The 23643-nt window shown below is 71.5% G+C and carries 21 protein-coding genes; 6 read left to right on the forward strand and 15 right to left on the reverse strand.

Annotation, left to right across the window (positions count from 1 at the left end; translation table 11 throughout):
• The first annotated feature begins 210 nt into the window (after positions 1-210).
• Both AB0I73_RS07110 and AB0I73_RS07115 read left to right on the forward strand, forming a co-directional pair.
• On the forward strand, positions 211-621 hold the full coding sequence (locus tag AB0I73_RS07110; protein ID WP_363034601.1) for a VOC family protein: 411 nt from the start codon (positions 211-213) through the stop codon (positions 619-621).
• Between the two features lie 104 nt (positions 622-725).
• A complete protein-coding gene (locus AB0I73_RS07115; protein ID WP_363034603.1) occupies positions 726-1499 on the forward strand; it encodes a TetR family transcriptional regulator in 774 nt (257 codons plus the stop codon).
• A gap of 33 nt (positions 1500-1532) precedes the next feature.
• Here the strand turns inward: AB0I73_RS07115 and AB0I73_RS07120 are convergent, their stop codons facing one another.
• Together AB0I73_RS07120 and AB0I73_RS07125 are read right to left on the reverse strand one after the other, a co-directional pair.
• Positions 1533-2852 (reverse strand): metallophosphoesterase, encoded by a 1320-nt coding sequence (locus AB0I73_RS07120; RefSeq protein WP_363034605.1) that lies wholly within the window; start codon positions 2850-2852, stop codon positions 1533-1535.
• 24 nt (positions 2853-2876) lie between these two features.
• A complete protein-coding gene (locus AB0I73_RS07125) occupies positions 2877-3125 on the reverse strand; it encodes a hypothetical protein (protein WP_363034607.1) in 249 nt (82 codons plus the stop codon).
• A gap of 172 nt (positions 3126-3297) precedes the next feature.
• Between AB0I73_RS07125 and AB0I73_RS07130 the strand changes: the two genes are divergently transcribed.
• Positions 3298-4590 (forward strand): D-alanyl-D-alanine carboxypeptidase, encoded by a 1293-nt coding sequence (locus AB0I73_RS07130; protein WP_363034609.1) that lies wholly within the window; start codon positions 3298-3300, stop codon positions 4588-4590.
• Here the strand turns inward: AB0I73_RS07130 and AB0I73_RS07135 are convergent.
• The 3 genes from AB0I73_RS07135 to trpS all read right to left on the reverse strand — a co-directional run bounded on the left by AB0I73_RS07135 (position 4538) and on the right by trpS (position 7263).
• A complete protein-coding gene (locus AB0I73_RS07135; RefSeq protein WP_363034611.1) occupies positions 4538-5449 on the reverse strand; it encodes a YihY/virulence factor BrkB family protein in 912 nt (303 codons plus the stop codon). The two genes, AB0I73_RS07130 and AB0I73_RS07135, sit on opposite strands and share 53 nt — an antisense overlap.
• Before the next feature lie 40 nt (positions 5450-5489).
• The gene (locus AB0I73_RS07140) at positions 5490-6068 is read right to left on the reverse strand and encodes a 2'-5' RNA ligase family protein (protein ID WP_109377777.1); all 579 of its coding nucleotides are present in this window, start codon (positions 6066-6068) and stop codon (positions 5490-5492) included.
• Between the two features lie 187 nt (positions 6069-6255).
• Positions 6256-7263: a tryptophan--tRNA ligase gene (gene trpS, locus AB0I73_RS07145; RefSeq protein ID WP_363034613.1), complete on the reverse strand. Its 1008-nt coding sequence runs from the start codon at positions 7261-7263 to the stop codon at positions 6256-6258.
• An 89-nt stretch (positions 7264-7352) separates the two neighbouring features.
• Between trpS and AB0I73_RS07150 the strand changes: the two genes are divergently transcribed.
• The 3 genes from AB0I73_RS07150 to AB0I73_RS07160 all read left to right on the forward strand — a co-directional run bounded on the left by AB0I73_RS07150 (position 7353) and on the right by AB0I73_RS07160 (position 9714).
• On the forward strand, positions 7353-7952 hold the full coding sequence (locus tag AB0I73_RS07150; protein WP_363034615.1) for a sigma-70 family RNA polymerase sigma factor: 600 nt from the start codon (positions 7353-7355) through the stop codon (positions 7950-7952).
• Positions 7949-8824 (forward strand): hypothetical protein, encoded by an 876-nt coding sequence (locus AB0I73_RS07155; protein ID WP_363034617.1) that lies wholly within the window; start codon positions 7949-7951, stop codon positions 8822-8824. The genes AB0I73_RS07150 and AB0I73_RS07155 overlap by 4 nt, the downstream gene beginning before the upstream one ends.
• 134 nt (positions 8825-8958) lie before the next feature.
• Positions 8959-9714, forward strand: coding sequence for a hypothetical protein (locus tag AB0I73_RS07160; RefSeq protein ID WP_363034619.1), 756 nt, complete (start codon positions 8959-8961; stop codon positions 9712-9714).
• Positions 9715-9787: 73 nt separating this feature from the next.
• Here AB0I73_RS07160 and AB0I73_RS07165 read toward each other — a convergent pair whose 3' ends face one another.
• From AB0I73_RS07165 to AB0I73_RS07210, 10 genes are all read right to left on the reverse strand, one after another.
• Positions 9788-11236: a glycine hydroxymethyltransferase gene (locus AB0I73_RS07165; RefSeq protein ID WP_363034621.1), complete on the reverse strand. Its 1449-nt coding sequence runs from the start codon at positions 11234-11236 to the stop codon at positions 9788-9790.
• A 298-nt stretch (positions 11237-11534) separates the two neighbouring features.
• The gene (locus AB0I73_RS07170) at positions 11535-12758 is read right to left on the reverse strand and encodes a glutathionylspermidine synthase family protein (RefSeq protein ID WP_363034623.1); all 1224 of its coding nucleotides are present in this window, start codon (positions 12756-12758) and stop codon (positions 11535-11537) included.
• Positions 12759-12793: 35 nt separating this feature from the next.
• Positions 12794-13132, reverse strand: coding sequence for a hypothetical protein (locus AB0I73_RS07175; RefSeq protein ID WP_363034625.1), 339 nt, complete (start codon positions 13130-13132; stop codon positions 12794-12796).
• Positions 13133-13412: 280 nt separating this feature from the next.
• Positions 13413-14369 (reverse strand): ABC transporter substrate-binding protein, encoded by a 957-nt coding sequence (locus AB0I73_RS07180; protein WP_363034627.1) that lies wholly within the window; start codon positions 14367-14369, stop codon positions 13413-13415.
• Between the two features lies 1 nt (position 14370).
• Positions 14371-16314 carry an ABC transporter permease subunit gene (locus tag AB0I73_RS07185; RefSeq protein ID WP_363034629.1) on the reverse strand — a complete coding sequence of 648 codons (1944 nt, stop codon included), beginning with the start codon at positions 16312-16314 and terminating at the stop codon, positions 14371-14373.
• Positions 16314-17438: a glycine betaine/L-proline ABC transporter ATP-binding protein gene (locus tag AB0I73_RS07190; protein WP_363034631.1), complete on the reverse strand. Its 1125-nt coding sequence runs from the start codon at positions 17436-17438 to the stop codon at positions 16314-16316. Before AB0I73_RS07190 ends, AB0I73_RS07185 begins: the two co-directional genes overlap by 1 nt.
• Positions 17438-18973 carry a GMC oxidoreductase gene (locus tag AB0I73_RS07195; protein WP_363034633.1) on the reverse strand — a complete coding sequence of 512 codons (1536 nt, stop codon included), beginning with the start codon at positions 18971-18973 and terminating at the stop codon, positions 17438-17440. The genes AB0I73_RS07190 and AB0I73_RS07195 overlap by 1 nt, the downstream gene beginning before the upstream one ends.
• A 183-nt stretch (positions 18974-19156) precedes the next feature.
• Positions 19157-20677, reverse strand: coding sequence for an aldehyde dehydrogenase family protein (locus AB0I73_RS07200; protein ID WP_363034635.1), 1521 nt, complete (start codon positions 20675-20677; stop codon positions 19157-19159).
• 310 nt (positions 20678-20987) lie between these two features.
• Positions 20988-21977 (reverse strand): malate dehydrogenase, encoded by a 990-nt coding sequence (locus AB0I73_RS07205; RefSeq protein WP_363034637.1) that lies wholly within the window; start codon positions 21975-21977, stop codon positions 20988-20990.
• 435 nt (positions 21978-22412) lie between these two features.
• Positions 22413-23504: a DUF2690 domain-containing protein gene (locus tag AB0I73_RS07210; RefSeq protein ID WP_363034639.1), complete on the reverse strand. Its 1092-nt coding sequence runs from the start codon at positions 23502-23504 to the stop codon at positions 22413-22415.
• Positions 23505-23643: the final 139 nt, after the last annotated feature.

The following is a 23643-nucleotide window of genomic DNA, read 5'->3' on the forward strand; positions in this document are numbered from 1 at the left end:
CGTTCGTGCCGCCGGGCAGGTCCCGGACGGCGTCAGCCGCTCAGCACGCGGCCCTGCTTGCCGGTGCGGTCGTTGCCGGTCATCCGGCAGGGCGCGGACGGCCGAGGCGAAGTCGGGGCTCCGCCTCGGCCGTCCCTCCGAAAGAGTGGCCCTTCACCGCTCTGCCCCCTCATCTGCTCACTTCGGACGGAAAGCACCTAATGTGACGTCATGTCAGGTGACGAGTCCTACGAACTGCTCGGGTTCGACCATGTTCTGCTGCCCGTCGGGGACCTCGACGAGGCCGTCGGGTTCTACGGCCGGGCCGGGTTTCCCGTCGGCTTCCGGCTGGACGAGGCCGGGATCGTCCAGCTGAAGGTGGGCGGCGAGACGCCCGGCGTGGTGCTGCGGCTCGAGGAGGGGCTGGGGTGTCGGCCGCCGGTGTGGCCCTCCGTGCGGGTGTGGCTGGAGGTGCCCGACGCCCTGGTCGCCGCCGAGGCGTTGAGCGGTGCCGGGATCGGTCTGCTCGACGGGCCCTTCTCGGGCGCCACCGGCTGGACCGTCGAGTTCGCCGACCCCTGGGGGAACGTGGTCGGCCTGACCGACTACACCAAGCGCCCTCAGCTCGGGCGCCGGCCGTGACCACCGGCCGTACCCGCGACGTGAGTCAGGACGGTCCCCGCGCCGCCCTGCGGGGTCTTCCTCCCGGCCGGGGGCCCTCCGGCATGCCGTTAGGCTCTCCTCCCGTGCCCGCGAAGAACGACGGCCCCGGCAACGGCGCCGCACCCAGCAAGTCCGAGCAGACCCGTGCCCTGATCCTGGAGACGGCCATGCGGCTGTTCCAGGAGCGCGGGTACGACAGGACGACCATGCGGGCCATCGCCACGGAGGCCGGGGTCTCCGTCGGCAACGCGTACTACTACTTCGAGGGCAAGGAACACCTGATCCAGGGGTTCTACGACCGGATCGCCGCCGAGCACCGGCAGGTGGTCCGGGAGATCCTGGACCGGGAGACCGAACTGGAGGCCCGGCTCGCGGGCGTATTGAAGGCGTGGCTGGACATCGCCACGCCGTACCACGAGTTCGCGGTGCAGTTCTTCAAGAACGCCGCCGACCCGGACAGCCCGCTCAGCCCCTTCTCCCCCGAGTCGGAGCACGCGCGCGTGCTGGCGATCGGCGTCCACCAGGAGGTGCTGGCCGGGTCGGGGGCCAAGGTCGCACCGGAACTGCGCGAGGTGCTGCCCGAGTTGATGTGGCTGGCCCAGATGGGCCTCATCCTGTACTGGATCTTCGACCGCACCGAGGACCGCGAGCGCAGTCACCGCCTCGCCGAGCGCGGCGCCCGCATCACCGCGCGGGGTGTCGCCCTGGCCCGTTTCCGCGTACTGCGCCCCCTGGTCCGCGAGGTCCACGAACTGTTCACGGACTTCCTGCCGGGCCTGACCGGAGCCCTGCCCGACCCGGCGAAACCCCGCGGCACGGCATCCGCCGAGCACGGCCGCCCCGCGCCGCTCGGCTGACCACGACCCGCGCGCGGGAGCACGGGGACGCCCTCAGGTCTGCTTCGACGCCAGTTCGATCACCGTGATGTCCGACGGCGCGCCGATCCGGGTCGGCGGGCCCCAGGCACCGGCGCCGCGGCTGACGTACAGCTGGGTGTCGCCGTACCGGTCCAGGCCCGCGAGGGTCGGGTTGGCGGCGGCGGCGAGGTAGCTGGCGGGCCAGAGCTGGCCGCCGTGGGTGTGGCCGGAGAGCTGGAGGTCGACGCCGTGGTCGACGGCCTCGTGGACCATCACCGGCTGGTGGGCGAGGAGCACGCACGCGCGTGCCCGGTCCCGGTCGCCGAGCGCCCGCGCGTAGTCGGGGCCCTGGCCGTAGTTCTCACCGGCCAGGTCGTTCACCCCGGCGAGGTCGAAGTGCGGGAGTTCCGTGCGGGCGTTCTCCAGGGGACGCAGACCGAGCCGGCGCACCTCCTCGACCCACTCCTCGGCACCGGAGAAGTACTCGTGGTTCCCGGTGACGAAGAAGGAGCCGTGCCGTGCCGTCAGCTGCGCCAGGGGGGCCGCGGCCGGGCCGAGTTCCTTCACGTTGCCGTCCACCAGGTCGCCGACGACGGCGATCAGGTCGGGCTGGGTCGAGTTGATCGTGTCGACGACCTTCTGCGCGAAGCCCCGGCCGAGAACGGGTCCCAGGTGGATGTCGCTGACCACCGCGATCCGGTAACCGTGCGCCGCGCGGGGCAGCTTGGCGAGCGGCACGGTGACCCGCTTCACCCGCGGTCCGCGCACCACGCCGTGCGTGCCGTACCCGACCGTCCCGACGGCCGCCGCGGCGGCGGCCCCGGCGACCACCCGGGAGACGAAGAGACGACGGGAGGGGCCGACGAGGCTCGAAGAAGGAGCAGAAAGAACGGAAGCGGCGGAAGGAGCGGGGTCGGCGCCGGGGGCAGGGGCGTCCGGGTCCGCCGACTGCGCCGATCCCGGTGCGGCGGCCGTCGCCCCCGCGGGTATCGGCGCCGGTTCCTCGTGCGCCGGTGCCGTCCGCCGCGCCGCCCGGCGCTCCAGGACCAGGCGCAGTACCGGGCGTACGACCTCACCCGCGAGCACCGCCAGCAGCAGGTAGAGGCACAGGGCCAGCCAGAGGTAGCCCGGCCAGGCCAGGACCTGCTTGAGCCAGAACGGGGCACCGCTGCGCGTGGCGAAGAAGGCCGCGAAGGTCAGCGCCCAGCCCCCGGCGAACACCAGGACGCCCCAGCGGCGCACGGCACCCGGCCCCCGGGTCGTGTCGCGGAACAGACGGCGCCACATGTACCAGTTGCCCGTCACCAGAACGGCGAGGACCAGCAGTGCGACGAGTACGAAGACGATGGGCACGGTGCGGTGTTCCCCAGTTTTCCGTTACGACGTGCGTGACGTCCGGCTCAGTGCGCGCAGACCACGCAACCCGATGGCTCCGACGACCGTCCCCAATACGAAGGAGACGACGGCCAGCAGCAGATGGACCCAGAAGTACGCCGTCGGCTCGCCGTCGTCGAACGCGAGCCCGCTGCCGTCCTTGACCAGGTTCTTGACGAAAGTGATCCAGATGATCCAGCTCCACACCCCGAAGGCGAGCAGGAACCAGGAGACGGGGCGGCTGAGCTTCACCAGATCGAACCTTTCATCGCAACGCCGGGCACCCGGAGTCGGCCAGGAGGCCAGGGGGTGTCCCCCGGACGGGCACGGCATGGATCCAGTATCGCCGGACGGCGTCCGGTTCCGTTCGCGGGGTGGGGACGGAAAGGGGACTTCCATGGGCAGGGCATGTACGTTTCCGTCCGTGCCCGCACCCAAAAACTCCATCCGGCGATCGCTGCTGGTCACTTCCGCCATTCTGCTGTCCACCGCGCTGACCGCTCCCGTCGCACTCGCGGTGCCGAGCCCTTCGAGCAGTCCTTCGGCCACTCCCCCGGCGACCATGTCGTCGGTGGGCGGCGCCCGGCTCGGGCAGCCGGGAACGCAGGTCAACCTCGCGAGCGGGGTACCGGTGCTGCCGAAGGAACTGTCGGCCCGTTCCTGGATCGTCGCCGACGCCGAGTCCGGCGAGGTGCTCGCCGCGCACAACGCGCACTGGCGGCTGGCCCCGGCGAGCACCCTGAAGATGCTGTTCGCCGACACGCTGCTGCCGAAGTGGCCCGGATCCGCCGAGCACAAGGTCGCCCCCTCCGACCTCGCCGGCATAGGCCCCGGCTCCAGCATGGTCGGGATCAAGGAGGAGGAGACCTACACCGTCCACGACCTGTGGCTCGGCGTCTTCCTTCGCTCCGGCAACGACGCCGTGCGGGTGCTGGCGGCGATGAACGACGGCATCGAGAACACCGTCAAGGAGATGAACGAGCACGCCGAGGAGCTCCAGGCCCTCGACACGCACGTGGTCAGCCCCGACGGCTACGACGCCGAGGGACAGGTGTCCTCCGCGTACGACCTGACGCTGATAGCCCGCTCCGGGCTGCAGAAGAAGGCCTTCCGGGAGTACGCCTCGACGGTCCGCGCCGACTTCCCGGGCGAGACGAAGAAGAACAAGAAGGGCAAGAAGGTCCGCACGTCCTTCGAGATCCAGAACACCAACCGGCTGCTGTCCGGCGACTACGACGTGCCCGTCTACGAGGGCATAGCGGGTGTGAAGAACGGCAACACCACCAACGCGGGCGCGACCTTCACGGGGGTCGCCGAGCAGGGCGGCACCGTGCTGCTCGTCACCGTGATGAACCCGGAGAAGGGCGGGAGCAACGCGGTCTACAAGGAGACCGCGAAGCTCTTCGACTGGGGTTTCAAGGCGGTCGGCAAGGTCGAGCCGGTGGGTGAGCTGGTACCGCCGAAGAGCGCCGTGCGGGCCGGCGCCCAGGCGGACGCCTCCGCCTCCCCCGGCGAGGCGGGCGGCGCCGGTGACGCCACGCCCGGCGCCGCGGGCGCCGAGCCGGTGGCGAGCGCCCCGGCCGGGGGCGGCGCCGACGGCATGGGGACCGCGCTCGCCGTCACGGGCGGGGCGCTGGTGCTGCTCGCGGGCGGGGCGTTCCTGGTCAACCGCCGTTGGCCACTGCCGGACCTGGTGCGCCGCCGCCCGCGACCGTGAGCCCGGTCTCCTCGTTCTGCGTCGTCGCGGTCCAGGCGGCGCAGAACAGGACCAGTTTCGCGGTGAAGTTGATCCACAGCAGCAGGGCCACCGGGACGCCGAACGCGCCGTACATGCTCTTCGCGGCCACGCCCTGCATGTAGCCGCTGAGCAGAAGTTTCAGCAGTTCGAAACCGACCGCGCCGGTGAGCGCGGCCACCACCAGACGGCGGCGGGCGGGTTCGACACCGGGCAGCAGGGTCAGGACGTACAGCAGGAGCAGGAAGTCGGCTCCCACGGCGACCGCGAAGGCCGCGACGTGCAGCACGATCCCGCCCCAGCCGCCCTCCTCCAGCCCGATGCCCCTGCTGATCCGGCCGACCATCGCGGAGGCGACGGCGGACGCGCCCAGAGTGATCAGGACCGCGCCGCCGAGACCGACGAGGATGCCCGCGTCCTTGGCCTTGCGCAGGGCGGGGTTCTCCCCCTCGTCGGGCAACTCCCACACCGCGCGCAGGCACTCGCGCATGGATCCGGCCCAGCTGATGCCGATGAACAGCAGGGCGGCACCGGCGATGAGGCCCACGGTCCCGGCGTTCTGCACCAGGCCCCCGATGTCCAGCTGGTCCGCGATGCCGGGCACCTGTTGGGTGATCTTCTTCTGGAGGGCGTCCTGCTGTTCCTGGCCGAGCGTGGCGGCGCCGATCGCGGCGGCGACCGTGAGCAGCGGGAACAGCGCGACGAAGCTGGTGAACGTCATCGCGGCGGCCAGCCGCGTCCAGTGCACGCGGTCCATCCGCTCGTACGACCGCCACGCGTGCGTGCGCATCAGTCTTACCGCCCACGGGCCGACGACCGGGATCCTCTTCAGCCAGTCCATGAACCGCCTCTGCCCCCGTCCCGCCGGGCCGGAACCCCTGTCAGCGCGCGGAGACGGAGTCGCAGTCCGCGCGCCCGGCCTGCGGCGGCACCACCAGCGAGCCGAACGGGAACTGCCGCAGCTTGCGCCACACCGCGTCGGCGCCCTGTTCGTAGAGCGCGAAGCCGGTGCAGGGCCAGTGCGCCTCGTAGTCGGCGAGTTCCTCGAAGGCGCGGTCCATCGCCGCCTCGTCGATCCCGTGCGCCACGGTGACGTGCGGGTGGTACGGGAACTGCAGCTCACGGGCGACGGGACCGGACGCGTCGCGGACCTGCTTCTGCAGCCAGGTGCAGGCCTCGGCGCCCTCCACGATCCGGACGAACACGACCGGCGACAGCGGCCGGAAGGTGCCGGTGCCCGACAGCCGCATGGGGAACGGCCGACCGGTCGCGGCTACCTCGCTCAGATGCGCCTCGACGGCCGTCAGGTCGCCCTCGTCGACCTCCGTCGGCGGCAGCAGGGTGACATGCGTGGGGATACCGTGAGCAGCGGCGTCGCCGAAGCCCGCGCGCAGCTGCTGAAGCCGGCTGCCGTGGGGCTCCGGGACCGCGATCGACACACCGATCGTTACGGTCCCCACGTCGTCTCCTTCGTTGTGATGGTGATTCCGCTGAGCACCTGGTGACCGCCGAAGCGGTCACCCTCTACCTGACTGTACGACCACGGCCCCGTCCCGGGCAGGCGCAGCCGACGTGATGTACGGCGCTCGTCCGGTGGTACGGACCGGTGCCCGGGTCGCGTTCAGTACGGCCGGCGACCCGGTCCGTTCAGTGCTTGACGCTCAGGAAGCCCACCCGGTCGTAGGCCCGGGCGAGGGTCTCCGCGGCTACGGCACGTGCCTTCTCCGCGCCCTTGGCCAGGATCGAGTCGAGCGTCTCGGGGTCGTCCAGGTACTGCTGGGTGCGCTCCTTGAAGGGAGTCACGAACTCGACCATGATCTCCGCGAGGTCCGTCTTCAGCGCACCGTAGCCCTTGCCGGCGTACCGCTCCTCCAATTCGCTGATCCCCGCTCCGGTGAGGGTCGAGTAGATCGTCAGGAGGTTGCTGACACCGGGCTTGTGCTCGCGGTCGAAACGGATCACCGTGTCCGTGTCCGTGACCGCGCTCCTGACCTTCTTCGCGGTGGCCTTCGGCTCGTCGAGCAGGTTGATCAGGCCCTTCTGGGTGGCCGCCGACTTGCTCATCTTGGCGGTCGGGTCCTGAAGGTCGTAGATCTTCGCCGTCTCCTTGAGGATGTACGCGCTCGGGACGGTGAAGGTGTCGCCGTAGGTCTGGTTGAAGCGGTCCGCGAGGTCGCGGGTCAGCTCCAGGTGCTGGCGCTGGTCCTCACCGACCGGGACCTGGTCGGCCTGGTAGAGCAGGATGTCGGCGACCATCAGCATCGGGTACGTGAACAGGCCGACGGTGGCACGGTCGCTGCCCTGCTTGGCGGACTTGTCCTTGAACTGGGTCATCCGGGAGGCCTCGCCGAAGCCGGTGATGCAGTTCATCAGCCAGCCGAGCTGCGCGTGCTCGGGGACGTGGCTCTGGACGAACAACGTGCAGCGGTCCGGATCGAGGCCGGCCGCGAGGAGCTGGGCGGCGGCGACACGGGTGTTCTCCCGCAGTTGCCTCGGGTCCTGCGGGACCGTGATCGCGTGCAGGTCGACGACCATGTAGAACGCGTCGTGGGTGTTCTGCATGTCGACCCACTGGCGGACGGCACCGAGGTAGTTGCCGAGGTGGAACGAGCCGGAGGTCGGCTGGATACCGGAGAGCACGCGCGGAGAAGCCATGTTCACCATTCTCTCAGGCCGCGGGGGGCGGTCCGGAACCGACCGGGAACAGGTGGGAACCGATCCGTGTCCGGCGGTGTAACAAGAGTGTGAGGACGCGGGAGGGGGGCCGCATCGTCGACGAGGCTGTGGTGATCGCACGCGTGCGCGCCGGGGAGCCGGAGGCGTACGCGGAGCTGGTGCGGGCCCATACGGGCATCGCGCTCAGGGCGGCCGCCGCGCTCGGGGCGGGGGCGGACGCGGAGGACGTGGTGCAGCAGGCCTTTGTGAAGGCGTACTGCGCGCTGGGCCGGTTCCGGGACGGCATGGCGTTCCGGCCGTGGCTGCTGTCGATCGTGGCCAATGAGACGAGGAACACAGTGCGTGCGGCGGTGCGCCGGAACACCCTCGCCGACCGTGAGGCGGCGTTCGCGGAAACACGACCGGTGATACCGGAGTCGGCCGATCCGGCGGTGGCGACGCTGGAGACGGAGCGCCGCGGGGCGCTGGCGGCCGCCCTGGAGAAGCTGAGCGAGGAGCACCGGCTGGTCGTCACCTACCGCTATCTGCTGGAGATGGACGAGCGGGAGACCGCACAGGCCCTGGGCTGGCCCCGGGGCACGGTGAAGTCCCGCCTGAACCGCGCCCTGCGCAAGCTGGAGCGCCTGCTGCCCGACTTCCGGCCCCGGGAAGGGGGTGAGACGGCGTGAGTGAGCGGTACGACGGTGAGGCCGAGCGCCTGCGGGAGGAGCTGCGGGCCTTCGGCCGGTCCTTGGACGGGCCGGGTGGGGCTGCGGAGTCCGAGTCGATGGTCGAGCGGGTACTGGGGCGGATACTCGCCGAGCAGGTGCCGGTTCCGGCGGCCGAGCCGGCGGGTGCCGGGGAGCGGCTGCGGGCGGCGCGGCACTGGACGCGGGCGCGATGGCGGTCGTTGGCCGCGGCGGTGTGCGGGCTGCTGACGGTGCTGGCGCTGACGTCTCCGGTGCGGGCGGCGATGACCGACTGGTTCGGCTTCGGCGGGGTCGAGGTGCGGTACGACCCGTCGGCGGTTCCCTCACCGGATGCGGAGGTGCGGGGCTGCGGGCGCTCGGTGTCGCTCGGTGAGGCGGAGCGGCGGGCGGGGTTCACGCCGCTGGTGCCCGAGACGCTCGGCGTCCCGGACGCGGTGACGGTGAGCGGGCTGCCGCGGGGGCGGTTCCTGGTGAGTCTGTGCTGGCGGAGGGAGGGGCGGACGATCCGGCTGGACGAGTTCCCGGGCCGCCTGGACATCACCTTCACCAAGACCGTGCGCGAGCAGCCGGAGTGGCTGCCGCTGGGCGGGGAGGGCGATGAGGACGGAGCCCCGCGGTCGGCCTATTGGTTCCCGCGGGCTCATCTGCTGAGCTTCTGGATGGTGGACACGGACGGTCACCGGTTCACCCGGGCGGAGCGCACGGCGGGGCCGACCCTGTTGTGGGCCCACGGGGGCGGGGTGGACGGTGAGGGGGCGGCCGGAGACGGTGTGACGCTGCGGCTGGAAGGGGTGGGGTCGAAGGCGCGGGCGCTGGAGATCGCGGAGGCGGTCGAGGAGGCGGGCCGGTAGCCGGGCCGCCTCCCGAAGTCGCGGAATGCGCGGGGGACCGACTGGGAACCCCGGCGGCTCGGGCGGTGTACCAGAAGTGACAGGCGGCCCGTGGGCGGGCCGCGCGGGGATCGACCGGCCGAGTGGGGGTCCGGATGCGCGGATGGAAGGGCAGTATTCGACAACTGACTGCGGGCGTGGGCGCGTTGGCGGCAGCACTGGCCCTGATGCTGTGGGGAGCGTCGCCCGCCTCCGCCGGGGGGCCGACGAGCGTGCTGGTGGTCTCTCCGGGGAGCGGGGAAACGGCATCGCTGTACAACTCCGACAAGGCGTACGGCATGCTGGAGCAACTGCTCGGCCCCGTCGGCAAGGGCACACGTGACATGCCGCCGGAGGCGGCTTCGGCCTCGGCCCGGCTGATCAATGTGACGTGGATGGTGCACGACGTGACGCCGTGGCGCGTGGACCGGGTCTTCCTGGCGGACATGGGCCAAGACGTGTGGATCCACACGGCGGGGAACCTCGCGGAATCGCCGAACGGCCTCTGGCACCGCGCCGAACACCCGTCGGATGTGCACAAGTTCCTGTTCGACCTGGGCGTGATGGGCAAGACGACAGGCACGGGATCGGCCCCCGACAACTACCCGGCACCGTGGCAGACGGAGCAGGCCGGGGCGGGGACGGAGCAGGCCGGCCCCGGGGCGGACCAGGATGCGACTGCGGCAGCCTCCGAAACCCGCGCCGCACCGGCGACGGACGACGGCACCGACTGGTGGTGGGCGATACCGGGCCTGGCGGCCGGAGCGGCGCTGGCCCTGGTGCTGCGCCCGTACGTGACGCGGTTGCCGCTGATCCGCCGACGGGAGGACCGGGAGGATCCGGGACCGAGGCAGGAACTGCTGGACGCCTGACGACGGCGAACGGCGGCGCGCGGCGGCCCGGCACATGGCCGGACCGCCGCAGGACACGTCGAGAAGGAACTCCTCAGCCGAGGTCGATCTCCGGGTACAGCGGGAAGCCGGCCACCAGGTCGGTGGCACGGCGGGAGATCTCGTCGGCGGTCTTCGCGTCGAGGACGTGGGCGGCCTTGGACGGGGCGCCGGACTTGGTGGTGCCGGGCTCCGCGGTGGTCAGCACGCGGTCGATGAGGGCGGCGACCTCGTCCATCTCGGCGGTGCCCAGACCGCGCGTGGTCAGTGCGGGGGTGCCGATGCGGATGCCGGAGGTGTACCAGGCGCCGTTGGGGTCGGCCGGGATGCTGTTGCGGTTGGTGACGATGCCCGACTCGAGCAGGGCGGCCTCAGCCTGACGGCCGGTGAGTCCGTAGGAGGTGGCGACGTCGATCAGGTTGAGGTGGTTGTCGCTGCCGCCGGTGACCAGGGTGGCGCCGCGGCGCATCAGGCCGTCGGCGAGGGCGCGGGAGTTGTCCACGACGCGCTGGGCGTAGTCCTGGAAGGAGGGCTGCCGTGCCTCCGCCAGGGCGACCGCCTTGGCGGCCATGACGTGCGGGAGCGGACCGCCCAGGACCATCGGGCAGCCGCGGTCGACCTGGTCCTTGAGCGAGTCGTCGCACAGGACCATGCCGCCGCGCGGACCGCGCAGCGACTTGTGGGTGGTGGTCGTGACGATCTGGGCGTGCGGGACCGGGTCGAAGTCGCCGGTGAGGACCTTGCCGGCGACGAGACCGGCGAAGTGGGCCATGTCGACCATGAGCGTGGCGCCGACCTCGTCGGCGATCTCGCGCATGATCCGGAAGTTCACCAGACGCGGGTAGGCGGAGTAGCCGGCGACGATGATCAGCGGCTTGAACTCGCGGGCGGAGGCGCGCAGCGCCTCGTAGTCGAGCAGGCCGGTGGCCGGGTCGGTGCCGTAGGAACGCTGGTCGAACATCTTTCCTGAGATGTTCGGGCGGAAGCCGTGGGTGAGGTGGCCGCCGGCGTCCAGGGACATGCCGAGCATGCGCTGGTTGCCGAAGGCGCGGCGCAGTTCGGCCCAGTCGGCCTCGGAGAGGTCGTTGACCTGGCGGACGCCGGCCTTCTCCAGGGCGGGCACCTCGACGCGCTGGGCGAGCACGGCCCAGAAGGCGACCAGGTTGGCGTCGATGCCCGAGTGCGGCTGGACGTAGGCGTGGCGGGCGCCGAACAGTTCCCTGGCGTGCTCGGCGGCCAGCGACTCGACGGTGTCGACGTTGCGGCAGCCGGCGTAGAAGCGGCGGCCGACGGTGCCCTCGGCGTACTTGTCGCTGAACCAGTTGCCCATCGCCAGGAGGGTGGCCGGGGAGGCGTAGTTCTCGGAGGCGATCAGCTTGAGCATCTCGCGCTGGTCGGCGATCTCCTGGCCGATGGCGTCGGCGACGCGCGGCTCGACGGCGCGGATCACGTCGAGGGCGGAACGAAAGGCGGTGGAAGCGGTGGAGAGGGGCTCGGCGGACATGAGGACCTCCGGACGTGGCGTTCGGCGTTCACGGCATGGCCCAGGCGCACGGCACTCGTACCGGGCACCCAGGGGTGATCCGGGGGCCGCTTCCCGATGGTCGGTCCCATCCCAGCACGCCAGTCACGGCCCGCCGGTCAGCCTACCCGGCGGCACGGAGTGCCGTGGCGAGGCGTCCGCCATGCGAGCGGGAGCGTCCACCCGGCGGCTGCCGGTCGCCGTCCGCGGGCTCGCTGTGGCCGACCGCGCTCCCGCGACGGAGTCGCGTCTCGGCACCTTCCCGCGCGTCTTCGGTGCGCTAGAGGATCACGTGGGGCAGAAAGCGGGCGTACTCGTCGGTGATGAGGCCCGAGGACTCGCGGATGCCGAGGCCGGCGGACTCGTCCCCGACGGTCCAGGCGCCGAGGACGACGTGGTTGCCGTCGAAGTCCGGCAGTGGGGCGAGTTGCTGGTAGCAGCAGGGCTCGTCGCGGACGACGGGGGCACTGCCCGGCTGGTGGATCGTCACACCGGCACCCTCGCGGCCGAGCAGCGGCTTGGCCACGTAGCCGGTGCCCGACGCCAGGTCGCGCGGGCCGTCGAGGTGGGCCGGGAGGAGGTTGGGGTGGTCCGGGTAGAGCTCCCAGAGGATCGCCAGCAGGGCCTTGTTGCTCAGCAGCATCTTCCAGGCCGGCTCGATCCACAGGGTGCTGCCGGTGCCGCCGCCGTTGTCGAGGGTGTCGAGGACGTGGTCGGCGAAGCGGTCGGTGGTGAGCCACTCCCAGGGGTACAGCTTGAAGATGCTGCGGATGAACCGGAGGCTCTTGTCCACGAAGCGGCCGGAGAGCCGGTCCCAGCCGATCTCCTCCATGGAGAGCCACTCGGTGTCGAGGCCCGCCTGTTCGGCGGTCTCCTTGAGGTAGGCGACGGTCATGAGGTCCTCGCCGATCTCGTCGGCCGAGGAGTGGGCGAAGTGCAGGGGGCTGCCCGGCGGGAGGAGGGCAGCCTGTTTCCTCCAGGCGTCGACGAGGCGTTCGTGCAGCGAGTTCCACTGGTCGGCGCCGGGGAAGCGCTCCTCCATCCAGAACCACTGCGGCGAGGCCGCCTCCACGAGGGAGGTGGGGGTGTCGGCGTTGTACTCGAGGAGCTTCGCGGGGCCGGTTCCGTCGTAGCGGAGGTCGAAGCGGCCGTAGACGGAGGGGAGTTCGGCGCGCCGGTGCCAGGCCTCGGTGACCGCTTCGACGACCCGCGGGTCGGTGATGCCGAGGTCGGCGAAGCGGCCGCCGGTGACGATGTGGTCGGCGGCCGCGAGGCACATGCGGTGCAGTTCCTCGACGACCTCCTCGAGCGCCTCGACCTCGTCCAGGCCGAAGACGTAGTAGGCGCTCTCGTCCCAGTAGGGCACCCAGGCGTCGTCGGGGACGGGCATCCCCGACGCCCGGGCGGACTCGAGGGCCTGAGGGAGGGTGAGGGGGTAGATGAGCCCTTGTGCCTCGACGGTCTGCTGCCAGCCGGGGCGGGGCTCGATGGTGCGGCGTTCCACGGGCGGATCCTTCGTTCCTTCGCTCGCCGGGGTGTTCAGCCGCCGCCGCTGCCGGAGGAGCCGAAGCCGCCCCGCTCGACGGCCTCGCTGCGGCTGAAGGTGCCGTCGTGGGCCCGGCCCCTGCTGACGTCCGCGTCGTAGTACCAGTCGACGTCGCCCCGCTTCGATCCGGTGGACGTGCCCTTGCCCACGGAACCGGAGGTCGTGCAGTTCTTGTCGGCGACGATCTTGTAGCCGTCGGGGTAGTCGTAGCTGTTCCGGTCCACGCAGCGGCGGTCCGGATCCGAACTGCACGCGGACAGGGCGGCCGCGAGGAGACCCACGCCACCGAGCATCACCGTGCCGGACCGCAGCCGTCGCCTTGTCTCCGCCATGTCCCCGATTCCCCCTCGTACCGCGTGTACCAGCCGCCGGGTCCCTGCTCCCCGACTCGCGGCGGACAGCCTAGGCGCCGCCCGCCCGACGTGTCCGCGAGACCCCCGGTGCCGGCCTCGCTTCCCCCTGTGTTTCACGGCTTTTGATCCCCTGTGCGCGCTTGGTGCGGCACCGAAAGCCTCATGGAAAGGCTCTGCACGGGACGTCCGGGGTGTGGCCCCGAGCCCACCGTGCTCGGTGGGCTCGGGGCCACACGTCATGTCCGGACCGGACCGGGCGTCAGGACAGCCACTTCTTCCAGGTGGGCTCGTGGCCGTCCACCCACTTCTCCGCCGCCTCCTGAGGTGTCAGCTTCTGGTCGGCGATCATCAGGGCGACCTCGTTCTGGTCCTCCGTCGACCATTCGAACTTCTTCAGGAAGTCCGCCGCCTCGCCGCCGTCCCTCGCGAAGTCCGCGTTGAGGTACTTCTGCAGCGGGGCGGTCGGGTAGGCGCAGGCGACCTCCGCCGGGTCGGCGTCGCAGCCCTCCTCGTACGGGGGCAGCATCACCTCGGTCATCGGCACCTTCTGGAACAGCCAGTGGGGGGTGTTCCAGTAGGTGAGGAAGGGCTTCTTCTCCTTGGCGAACTGCTTGATCTGGGTGAGCAGCGCGGCCTCGGAGCCGGCGAACACCACCTTGAAGTCCAGCTCCAGGTTCTTCACCAGCGCCTTGTCGTGGGTGAGGTAGGCCGGTGAGCCGTCCATCAGCTGGCCCTTGCCGCCGCTCTCCGCGGTGCGGAACCGGTCGGCGTACTTGTTGAGGTCCTTCCAGCTCTTCAGGTCGGGATGCTGCTCGGCGAAGTACGTCGGGATGAACCAGCCGATGTGCCCGGTGACCCCGAGGTCGCCACCGCGCGCGATCGTCTTCTTCTCCTCGACGTACAGCCGTTCCTGTTCGGGGTGGCCCCAGTCCTCCAGGATCGCGTCGACCCGGCCCTGGCTGAGCGCGTCCCAGGCGGGCACCTCGTCGACCTGGACGATGTCGACGCGGTAGCCGAGCTCGTTCTCCAGCAGGTGCTGGGCGACGGCCACGTTGGCCAGGGAACCCACCCAGGACTGCACCGCCAGGTTCACCGTCCGGGCGCCCTTGGCGTTGGCGTACGGCGAGGCCTGCTTGGTCATGTCCGCGGCACCGCAGCCGGTGAGCAGCGCGAGCGCGAAGACTCCGGCCACCGCGGAGGTCGTACGGCGTCGCACGTCAGGCTCCCTTCTTCGCGCGGCGTTCGGTGGGCTGGGTCACCCGGTCGAGCATCAGGCCCAGGCAGACGATCGCGGCACCGGCGACCAGGCCGGTCGCCAGGTCGCCCTGGGCGAGGCCGAAGACGACGTCGTAGCCGAGTGCGCCACCGCCGACCATGCCGCCGATGATGACGACGGCCAGGACCAGGACCACACCCTGGTTGACGGCGAGGAGCAGCGCCGGGCGGGCCAGCGGGAGCTGGACCTGGCGCAGCTGCTGGGCGCTGGTCGCGCCGAGTGAACGGGCCGACTCCAGGGCCGCCGGGTCGACCTGGCGCAGCCCCTGCGCGGTGATGCGGACGACGGCCGGCAGCGCGTAGACGACGGCCGCGGCGACGGCGGGGGAGCGGCCGACGCCGAACAGGGCGACGACCGGGATCAGGTACACGAACTGCGGCATCGTCTGGAACACGTCCAGCACGGGCCGCAGCAGACGGTCGACGCGGTCGCTGCGTGCCGCGGCGATGCCCGTCGCGAAGCCGACGACCAGGGTGACGGCGACGGCCGCGAGGACCTGGGAGAGCGTGTCGAGGGACGGGTTCCACACGCCGAGCACCCCGATGGCGGCCATGGCGAGGACGGCGGTGAGCGCGGTGCGCCAGGTGCCGATCAGCCAGGCCAGGGTGGCGACGACGAGCAGCACCGACCACCAGGGCAGCCACTGCAGTCCGTCGCGGATCGGGTCGAGGACCCAGGTGGTGAAGCGGGCGGCCCAGTCGGCGGTGCCGCCGACGACGGGGACGCCCGAGTACAGGTGGTCGGTCATCCAGCCGACGGCCCGGTTGACCGGTTCGACGATGGACACGACCCATCCGTCGGGCCACTCCAGGCGTGCCGTCAGCCGTCCGGCGACGGCCACGGCCGCGGCGCCGGCCACGACGTACAGCCAGTGCGTGCGGGGCCTGGGCGCCTGGCCGAGGTTCGCCCCGGCCGCGCCGGTCACCCGGTCGAGGACGACGGCGAGCAGCACGATCGGGATGCCGGCGGCGAGGGCCGCGCCCACGTCGACGGAGGCCAGCGCCTGGTAGACGCGGTCGCCGAGACCGCCCGCGCCGATCACCGAGGCGATGACGGCCATGGACAGCGCCATCATGATCGTCTGGTTGAGCCCCAGGAGGAGTTCCTTGCGGGCCAGCGGGATGCGGGCGGTCAGCAGACGCTGGCGGGGGGTGGTGCCGAGCGACTCGACCGCCTCCAGCACCTCCTTGTCGGCGCCCCGCAGACCGAGCGCGGTCAGCCGGGCCATGGGCGGCGCGGCGTAGACCACCGTGGCGAGGACGGCGGCCGGGACGCCGATGCCGAAGATCAGCACGACCGGCAGGAGGTAGGCGAAGGCGGGGAGCACCTGCATGGTGTCCAGGACCGGGCGCAGGACGCGGTCCATCCGGTCGAAGAGCCCGGCTGCGAGCCCGAGCAGCGCGCCGACGACCACGGACGCGGTGACCGCGACCACCATCAGGGCGAGCGTCTGCATGGTGGGCACCCACATGCCGAGCAGCCCGCAGGCGAGGAACGCGACGGCGGTGCCGAGCGCGAGGCGGATGCCCGCGACGCGCCAGGCGACGAGTCCGGCGAGGGCGGTCACCCCCGCCCATCCGACGGCGAGGAGGGCGAGGTAGACGGCTCGTACGGTGACGACGACGACGTTGCTGACGTGGCCGAAGAAGTACAGGAAGAGGGGGTGGGAGTCCCGGTTGTCGATGATCCAGTCGCTGGCCCCGGCCAGCGGTCCGGAGACGTCCACGGTCAGCGCCTCGGGCCAGCTGCCGCCGGCCCAGCGCGCGACGGCGAACGGGACGAGGGCCGCGGCGGCCACGGTGAGCAGCAGGAGCTTGCGCACGGCGAGGTGTCCGAGCAGACCGGGCCGGCCGGTCCGGGGAGCGACTGCGGTGACGGTCACCATCAGACGGCCTCCTCGGGCAGCTCCGTCCCGTCGGACTGCTCCGTTCCGGTGGGCTGCTCCGTTCCGGCGATCACCGACAGCAGCGCGTCGGAGTCGACGACGCCCAGGCAACGGCCCTCGTCGAGGACCCGGGCCGGACCGCCCCCGCGGGCGACGGCCTCGATGGCCTCCGACACCGTGGCGTCCGGACGGACGGCGGGGCCGCTGCCGGCCGCTTCCGCCGAGGAGGCGGGGCGCATGGCCGTACGGACGGTGAGGACCTGTTCGCGCGGGACGTCCCGGACGAAGTCACGGACGTAGTCGTCGGCGGGCGAGCCCACGATCTCCTCGGGGGTGCCCAGCTGGACCACCCGTCCGTCGCGCATGAGGGCGATGCGGTCGCCCAGCTTCAGGGCCTCGCCGAGGTCGTGGGTGATGAAGACCATCGTGCGGCCCTCCTCGCGGTGCAGCCGGACCACCTCCTCCTGCATGTCGCGCCGGATGAGGGGGTCGAGCGCGCTGAACGGCTCGTCGAACAGCAGCACCTCGGGGTCGACGACGAGGGCGCGGGCTAGCCCGACGCGCTGGCGCTGGCCGCCGGAGAGCTGGGAGGGTCTGCGCTGCTCCATGCCCGCCAGGCCGACCTTGGCGACGACCTCGGCGGCCTTCTCGCGCCGCTGCGCCTTGCCCATGCCCTGGATCTCCAGGCCGTAGGCCACGTTGTCGAGGACGGTGCGGTGCGGCAGCAGTCCGAAGTGCTGGAAGACCATGGCGGCGCGGTGCCGGCGCAGTTCGCGCAGCCGTGCCTTGTCCATGGCGCGGACGTCCTCGCCGTCGATGGCGATGGTGCCCGCGGTCGGCTCGATCAGCCGGGTCAGACAGCGCACCAGCGTGGACTTGCCGGAGCCGGACAGGCCCATGACGACGAAGACCTCGCCCTTGCGGACGTCGAAGCCGACGTCCCGGACGGCGGCCGTGCATCCGGTGCGGGCGCGCAGTCCGGCCGGGTCGAGCGCGGCGAGTTCGGGGTCGCCGGGCACGCGGTCGGCCTTCGGGCCGAAGACCTTCCACAGTCCGTCGACGGAGAAGACGGGCGAGCCGGCCCCTGGATCGGCGGGCGCTGCGGCAGCGGTGGCGGTACTCATCACGCATCGCTCCCGATCAGGTCGACGGCCCGCTCGCCGACCATCAGCACGCCGATCATCGGGTTCACGGCGGTCATGGTCGGGAAGACGGAGGCATCGGCGATCCGGATGCCCTGCAGGCCGCGAATCCTCAACTCGGGGTCGACGACGGCTGTTTCGTCGTCCGCCGCCCCCATCTTGCAGGTGCCCGCCGGGTGGTAGACGGTGTGGGCGACCTTGCGGGCGTACTCGCTGAGCTCCTCGTCACCCGTGATGTCCGGGCCGGGGGCCACCTCGCGCTTGAGCCAGCGGGCCAGCGGCTCGGTCTTCGCGATCTCGCGGGCGATGCGGATGCCGTCGACGAGGGTACGGCCGTCGTAGTCGTCCTCGTCGGTGAAGTAGCGGAAGTCCAGCGCGGGCTTGACCTCGGGGTCGGCGCTGGTCAGGTAGAGCCTGCCGCGGCTCTTCGGCTTGGGGATGTTCGGGGTCATGGAGACGCCGAACTCCGGCCGCCGGTAGCCCAGTCGCTCCGGATTGTCCGTGAACGGGATCTGGTAGAAGTGGAACATCAGGTCGGGACCCGCGTGTTCGGGGTCGCGGCGCACGAACAGGCCCGCGTCGGAGTCCATCGCGGAGTTGTCCGGGATGGGGCCGTCGGTCTCCCAGACGATCACCGACTCGGGGTGGTCGAGCAGGTTCTCGCCGACCCCGGGGAGGTCGTGCGCCACGGGTATGCCGAGCGCCTCCAGGTCGGCCTTCGGACCGATGCCGGAGTGCAGCAGCAGCCGGGGCGAGTCGACCGCGCCGGCGCACAGCAGGACTTCGTTGCGGGCCCGTACGAGGATCTCCTCGCCGTCCTTGGTGCGGACGTGGACCCCCTCGGCGCGCGTGCCGTTCAGCTCCAGCCGGTACGCCCAGGTCTCCAGCATGATCGTCAGGTTGGGGCGTTCGTCCATCACCGGGTGCAGATACGCGACCGACGCCGAGGAGCGCTTGTTGTCCTCCGGGTGGTAGGCGAGGTCGAAGAAGCCGACGCCGTCGTCGAACGGCTTCTTGTTGAAGCCCTCGACCCGCGGCACGCCCAGCGCGCCCTGGGCGGCGTCGACGAAGTCACGGGCGATGGCGTTCCGGTCCTTCTCGTCGACCGGGACGATGTTGTTCTTGAGCCGGGCGTAGTACGCCTCCATCTGCACCGCGCCCCAGCCCTTGGCACCGGCCTGCTCCCACTCGTCCCAGTCGGACGGGAGCGGCTTGAAGGCGATCAGGGTGTTGTGCGAGGAGCATCCGCCGAGGACCCGGGCCCGGCTGTGCCGGATGTGCGAATTACCGCGTGGCTGCTCGGTGGTGGGGTAGTCGTAGTCCAGCTCGCCACCGAGCAGGCCCATCCAGCGGCGCAGGGTCAGCACGTCGTCGCGGCCGACGTCGCTGGGGCCGCCCTCGATGACCGCGACGGTGACGTCCGGGTTCTCGGTCAGCCGGGAGGCGATGACGGACCCTGCGGTACCGCCGCCGATGACAACGTAGTCGTACGTGCGTTCGTGGGTGTGATCCGGCATGGAGGTTGCTCCTACGGGGACTCGAAGACGGGACAGGGGGACAAAGGGTGCCGAGCGATGTCGGCGGGCCTCGGGCGGAGCCCTGGCCAGGGGTGTCGTTCGAAGCAGTACGGCGTCACGCGGTGCGTGCGGCCCGGGCCGCACGCACCGCGTTCACTCCGGGTGCCGCTCCGCGGTGGCGGCTCAGCCCGCGAACCAACGCACCGGCTTCGGCGCGAGGTTCTGGTAGACGTGCTTGGTCTCGCGGTACTCGGCGAGGCCGGCCGGGCCGAGTTCGCGGCCCACTCCGCTCTTGCCGAAGCCGCCCCACTCCGCCTGCGGGAGGTAGGGGTGGAAGTCGTTGATCCACACGGTGCCGTGGCGCAGCCGTCCGGCCACCCGCCGGGCGCGGCCCGCGTCGGCGGTCCAGACGGCGCCGGCCAGCCCGTACTCGGTGTCGTTGGCGAGGGCGACGGCCTCGTCCTCGGTGCGGAAGGTCTCGACGGTGAGGACCGGTCCGAACACCTCCTCGCGCACGACCCGCATCTCGCGGTGGCAGTGGTCGAGGACGGTCGGCTCGTAGAAGTAGCCGGCCTCGGGCCGGTCGGCGGACGGCTCCGGCCGCTTGCCGCCGGAGCGCAGCACCGCCCCCTCCTTCAGCGCGGAGGCGACGTACGCCTCGATCCTGTCGCGCTGCTGCTCGGAGACCAGCGGTCCGCACTCGACGCCGTCCGCGGTGCCCCGGCCGAGCCTGATCTTCTCGGCACGGCGGGCGAGTTCGTCGACGAAGCGGTTGCGGACCGACTCCTCGACGATCAGTCGGGCGCCCGCCGAGCAGACCTGGCCGCTGTGGATGAAGGCCGCGTTGAGGGCCTGGTCGACGGCGGTGTCGAAGCCGTCCCTGGTGGCGCAGGCGTCGGCGAAGACCACGTTGGGGTTCTTGCCGCCGAGTTCGAGGGCGACCTTCTTCACACTCGGCGCGGCGGCCTGGGCGACCTTGGTGCCGCTGACCAGTCCACCGGTGAAGGAGACCAGGTCGACGTCGGGGTGCTCGGCCAGCCGGGCACCGACGGTGTGGCCGGGCCCGGTGACGATGTTGGCCACCCCGGTGGGCAGCCCCGCCTCGATCAGCAGGTCGATGAGCGCCACGGTGGTCAGCGGGGTGATCTCGCTGGGCTTGACGACGAAGGTGTTGCCGGCCGCGAGGGCGGGGGCGATCTTCCAACTGGCCTGGAGCAGCGGATAGTTCCAGGGTGTGATCATCGCGCAGACACCAACGGGCTCGTGCACGACGACGCTGTGGACATCGGTGGAGCCCGCGTCGACGACCCGGCCGGGGGCCTCCCCGGCGACCAGGTCGGCGAAGTAGCGGAAGGCGTCGGCGACACAGTCGATGTCGACGCGCCCCTCCTCGACGGTCTTGCCCGCGTCCCGGCTCTCCAGCAGGCCGAGCGCCTCCCTGTCCCGGACGAGGAGACCGGCGACGCGGCGCAGCAGCGCGGCCCGCTCGGCGACGGGGGTGTGCGGCCACGGGCCCTCGTCGAACGCCCGCCGGGCGGCGGCCACCGCCAAGTCGGCGTCCTTCTCGTCGCCCTCCGCGACCACGGCGAACGGCAGCGCGTCCGCGGGGTCGAGGATCTCGCGGGTGGCTCCCGAGAGGGCTGCTCGCCACTCGCCTCCCGCGTGGATCGAGGTACGCACCTGGAGCTCTGTACTGTCCGCCATGATCGCCTGCTGCCTTCCGTTCCTGTTCAGCGCCCATGAGTGACACAGGTCCAGTGACCAGGTCGAGTCACACGGGCGTCACCCACGGAACGGGAGGGCGCCTTCCCCCAGGACCCGAATGCATGCACGATTCATGGCCAGAGGTGCGCTACGTCACGGAAGGCGCGGTCGAAAGGGTGGAAACCCTGCGCCCCCGCGACGCGGAAGGGCCCCGTACCGGTGGAGACCGGTACGGGGCCCTTGACCCGAAGTCCGTCGGACGGAGCGGACGGGTCGGACGGATCCGGCTGATCGGACGGAGTCGTCGGGATCAGATGAGGCCGAGGCCGCGGACCGCCTCGCGCTCCTCCTCGAGCTCCTTGACGGAGGCGTCGATGCGGGCGCGGGAGAAGTCGTTGATCTCCAGGCCCTGGACGATCTCGTACTCACCGTCCTTCACGGTGACCGGGAAGGAGGAGATCAGGCCCTCGGGGACGCCGTAGGAGCCGTCCGACGGGATGCCCATGGAGACCCAGTCGCCGTCCGCGGTGCCGTTGACCCAGGTGTGGACGTGGTCGATGGCCGCGTTGGCGGCGGAGGCGGCCGACGAGGCGCCACGGGCCTCGATGATCGCGGCACCGCGCTTGGCGACGGTCGGGATGAAGTCCTCGGCCAGCCACTTCTCGTCGTTCACGACCTCGGCGGCGTTCTTGCCGGCGACGGTGGCGTGGAAGATGTCCGGGTACTGGGTGGCGGAGTGGTTGCCCCAGATGGTCAGGCGCTTGATGTCGGAGACCGTCGAACCCGTCTTCTTCGCCAGCTGGGTCAGCGCCCGGTTGTGGTCCAGACGGGTCATCGCGGTGAAGCGCTCGGCCGGTACGTCCGGGGCGGCGGCCTGGGCGATGAGCGCGTTGGTGTTGGCCGGGTTGCCCACCACCAGCACCCGGACGTCGTCCGCGGCGTGGGCGTTGATGGCCTGGCCCTGCGGCTTGAAGATGCCGCCGTTGGCCTCCAGGAGGTCACCGCGCTCCATGCCCTTGGTGCGCGGACGGGCACCCACGAGCAGGGCGACGTTGGCGCCGTCGAAGGCCACGTTCGGGTCGTCCGTGATGTCGATGCCCTGCAGGAGCGGGAACGCGCAGTCGTCCAGCTCCATGGCCGTGCCCTCGGCCGCCTTGAGCGCGGGGGTGATCTCCAGCAGGCGCAGCTTGACCGGCACGTCCGCGCCGAGCAGCTGGCCTGAGGCGATGCGGAAGAGCAGGGCGTAACCGATCTGGCCGGCCGCGCCGGTGACGGTGACGTTCACGGGAGTGCGGGTCATGGCGTTCTCCGTATGACAGCTGGCGGTGGGGCGTCCCGGCCCCGGGGTACGGATCCCGCTCCGGCGCGTGACCGGTGCCCGCCACGATGATCGATCACCGGTGCGGACGGGTCATCGTGGCGAGTACCGGTGATCGATCTCTTGGCGTCAAGAGAGATCCAGCGGTCAGGCTATCGCGGCGTCCACGATCGTGGACGTCCAGGCTCCATGTGGTCAGTCCCACAGAGTGACGAACGTGTACACGAGCGCGCCCGGGGAAGGCGGCCGCCTGTCCGGGAGAGGGTCGGAGGCGGCCGCCGATCGGGGGACCGATCGTGCCGGACTCCCGTGGGGGTGAGGGTCACGTGCCCCGGTTCCGCCGCCCTATGCGCACACCGCGCCACGAACTTCACGGGCGGCTGCGCGGCGCGCCCGGCCCGCCGCCTCGGCACCGCCCTACTCCGTGCACCCCTCCTCGCCGGAGGCCAGCACCACGCAGGCCTTGGCCTGGGCGGCGCTCTCGACCGCCATCATCGGGGTGTAGGCGACCGTGTCGCCGACCTCGGTGATGCTGTCGCTCTGCTTCGACTTCCCCCCGGCGATCTCGACCTCGTCACCCTGCGTGGCCTGGGTGATGCGGCCCCATGCGGCGCCACAGGTCTTGCTGTAGCGGACCTCGACCGTGGTGGCGCCGACGGTCGCCGTCTGCGTGGTGGTCACGAGGTCGCCACTGCACCCCATGTTCTCCGCGTCCTTGCCGTCGCAGCCGTCGCCGCTGCACTTCACTCCGGCGGGCAGGTCCACGGGGGCGGAGGCGGTGGGTGAGGGGGACTTCCCGGCTTCGCCCTTCTTGCCGTCGTCGCTCCCGATGACGTAGAACGCGGCGGCGATCACCACCAGCACTCCGACGGCGCCCGTGAGGAACATCCCCGTCCGCCGCTTGCCGTCCGGGCCGCCGGAGCCGCCACGGCCTCCGGCGCCCCGGGGTGGTGCAGGAGGGGCGGCGGCGCCGCGGCGGCCCGCCGGGGCGGGCCCGGTGTACCCGGCCATGCCCCAGGAGTTCGCTCCGGAGGCGTCACGGACGTCCGAGGCGGTCGGCTGCGACGGCACGGCCGGTGAGACGCCGGCCGGTCCGGCGACGCCCGACCGGACCGGAGCACCGCCGCCTTTGCGGCCCCTGCCGCCCCCGCCGTTCGACGGCGGTCCGGCGAGCTCGCTCAGCGCGGAGCGCGCCTGCGAGATCCTGATCGCCTCCATCGTCATGTCGTGCCGCATCTCCGAGCGGCTCCAGGCCCGCTCGGCCAGCTCCCACATGGTGGTCAGGTGCACCGGATTGGTTCCGGTGACCTCGGCCAGGGCCACGATCGCGCCCTTGGGCGCGAGCAGCCGGCCGTTCAGATAACGCTCCCAGGACGTCTTGCTGTAGCCCGTGCGGTCGGAGACCGACGCGACGCTCAGGCCGCTGCGGTCCACGACGCGCCTGAGCTGGCTCGTGAACTCCCTGATCTGCGGATCGAGTTCATCCGGCAAGGCCTTCCAACGAGGCATTGCTTCCCCCCTCTTCCCCCGGTCGTACTGGTATGTCCCTCGCGCGTGGTGGCCCTCTGCCGAGTCGCCGTTCCGGCTACCCACATGGATGCCGCCAGTCAGGATCTCAGTTCCCGGGGTGGGGGCGCACAGGAGCGTC

Origin of the sequence: Streptomyces sp. NPDC050388 (assembly GCF_040655635.1) — a bacterium.
GTDB lineage: Bacteria > Actinomycetota > Actinomycetes > Streptomycetales > Streptomycetaceae > Streptomyces.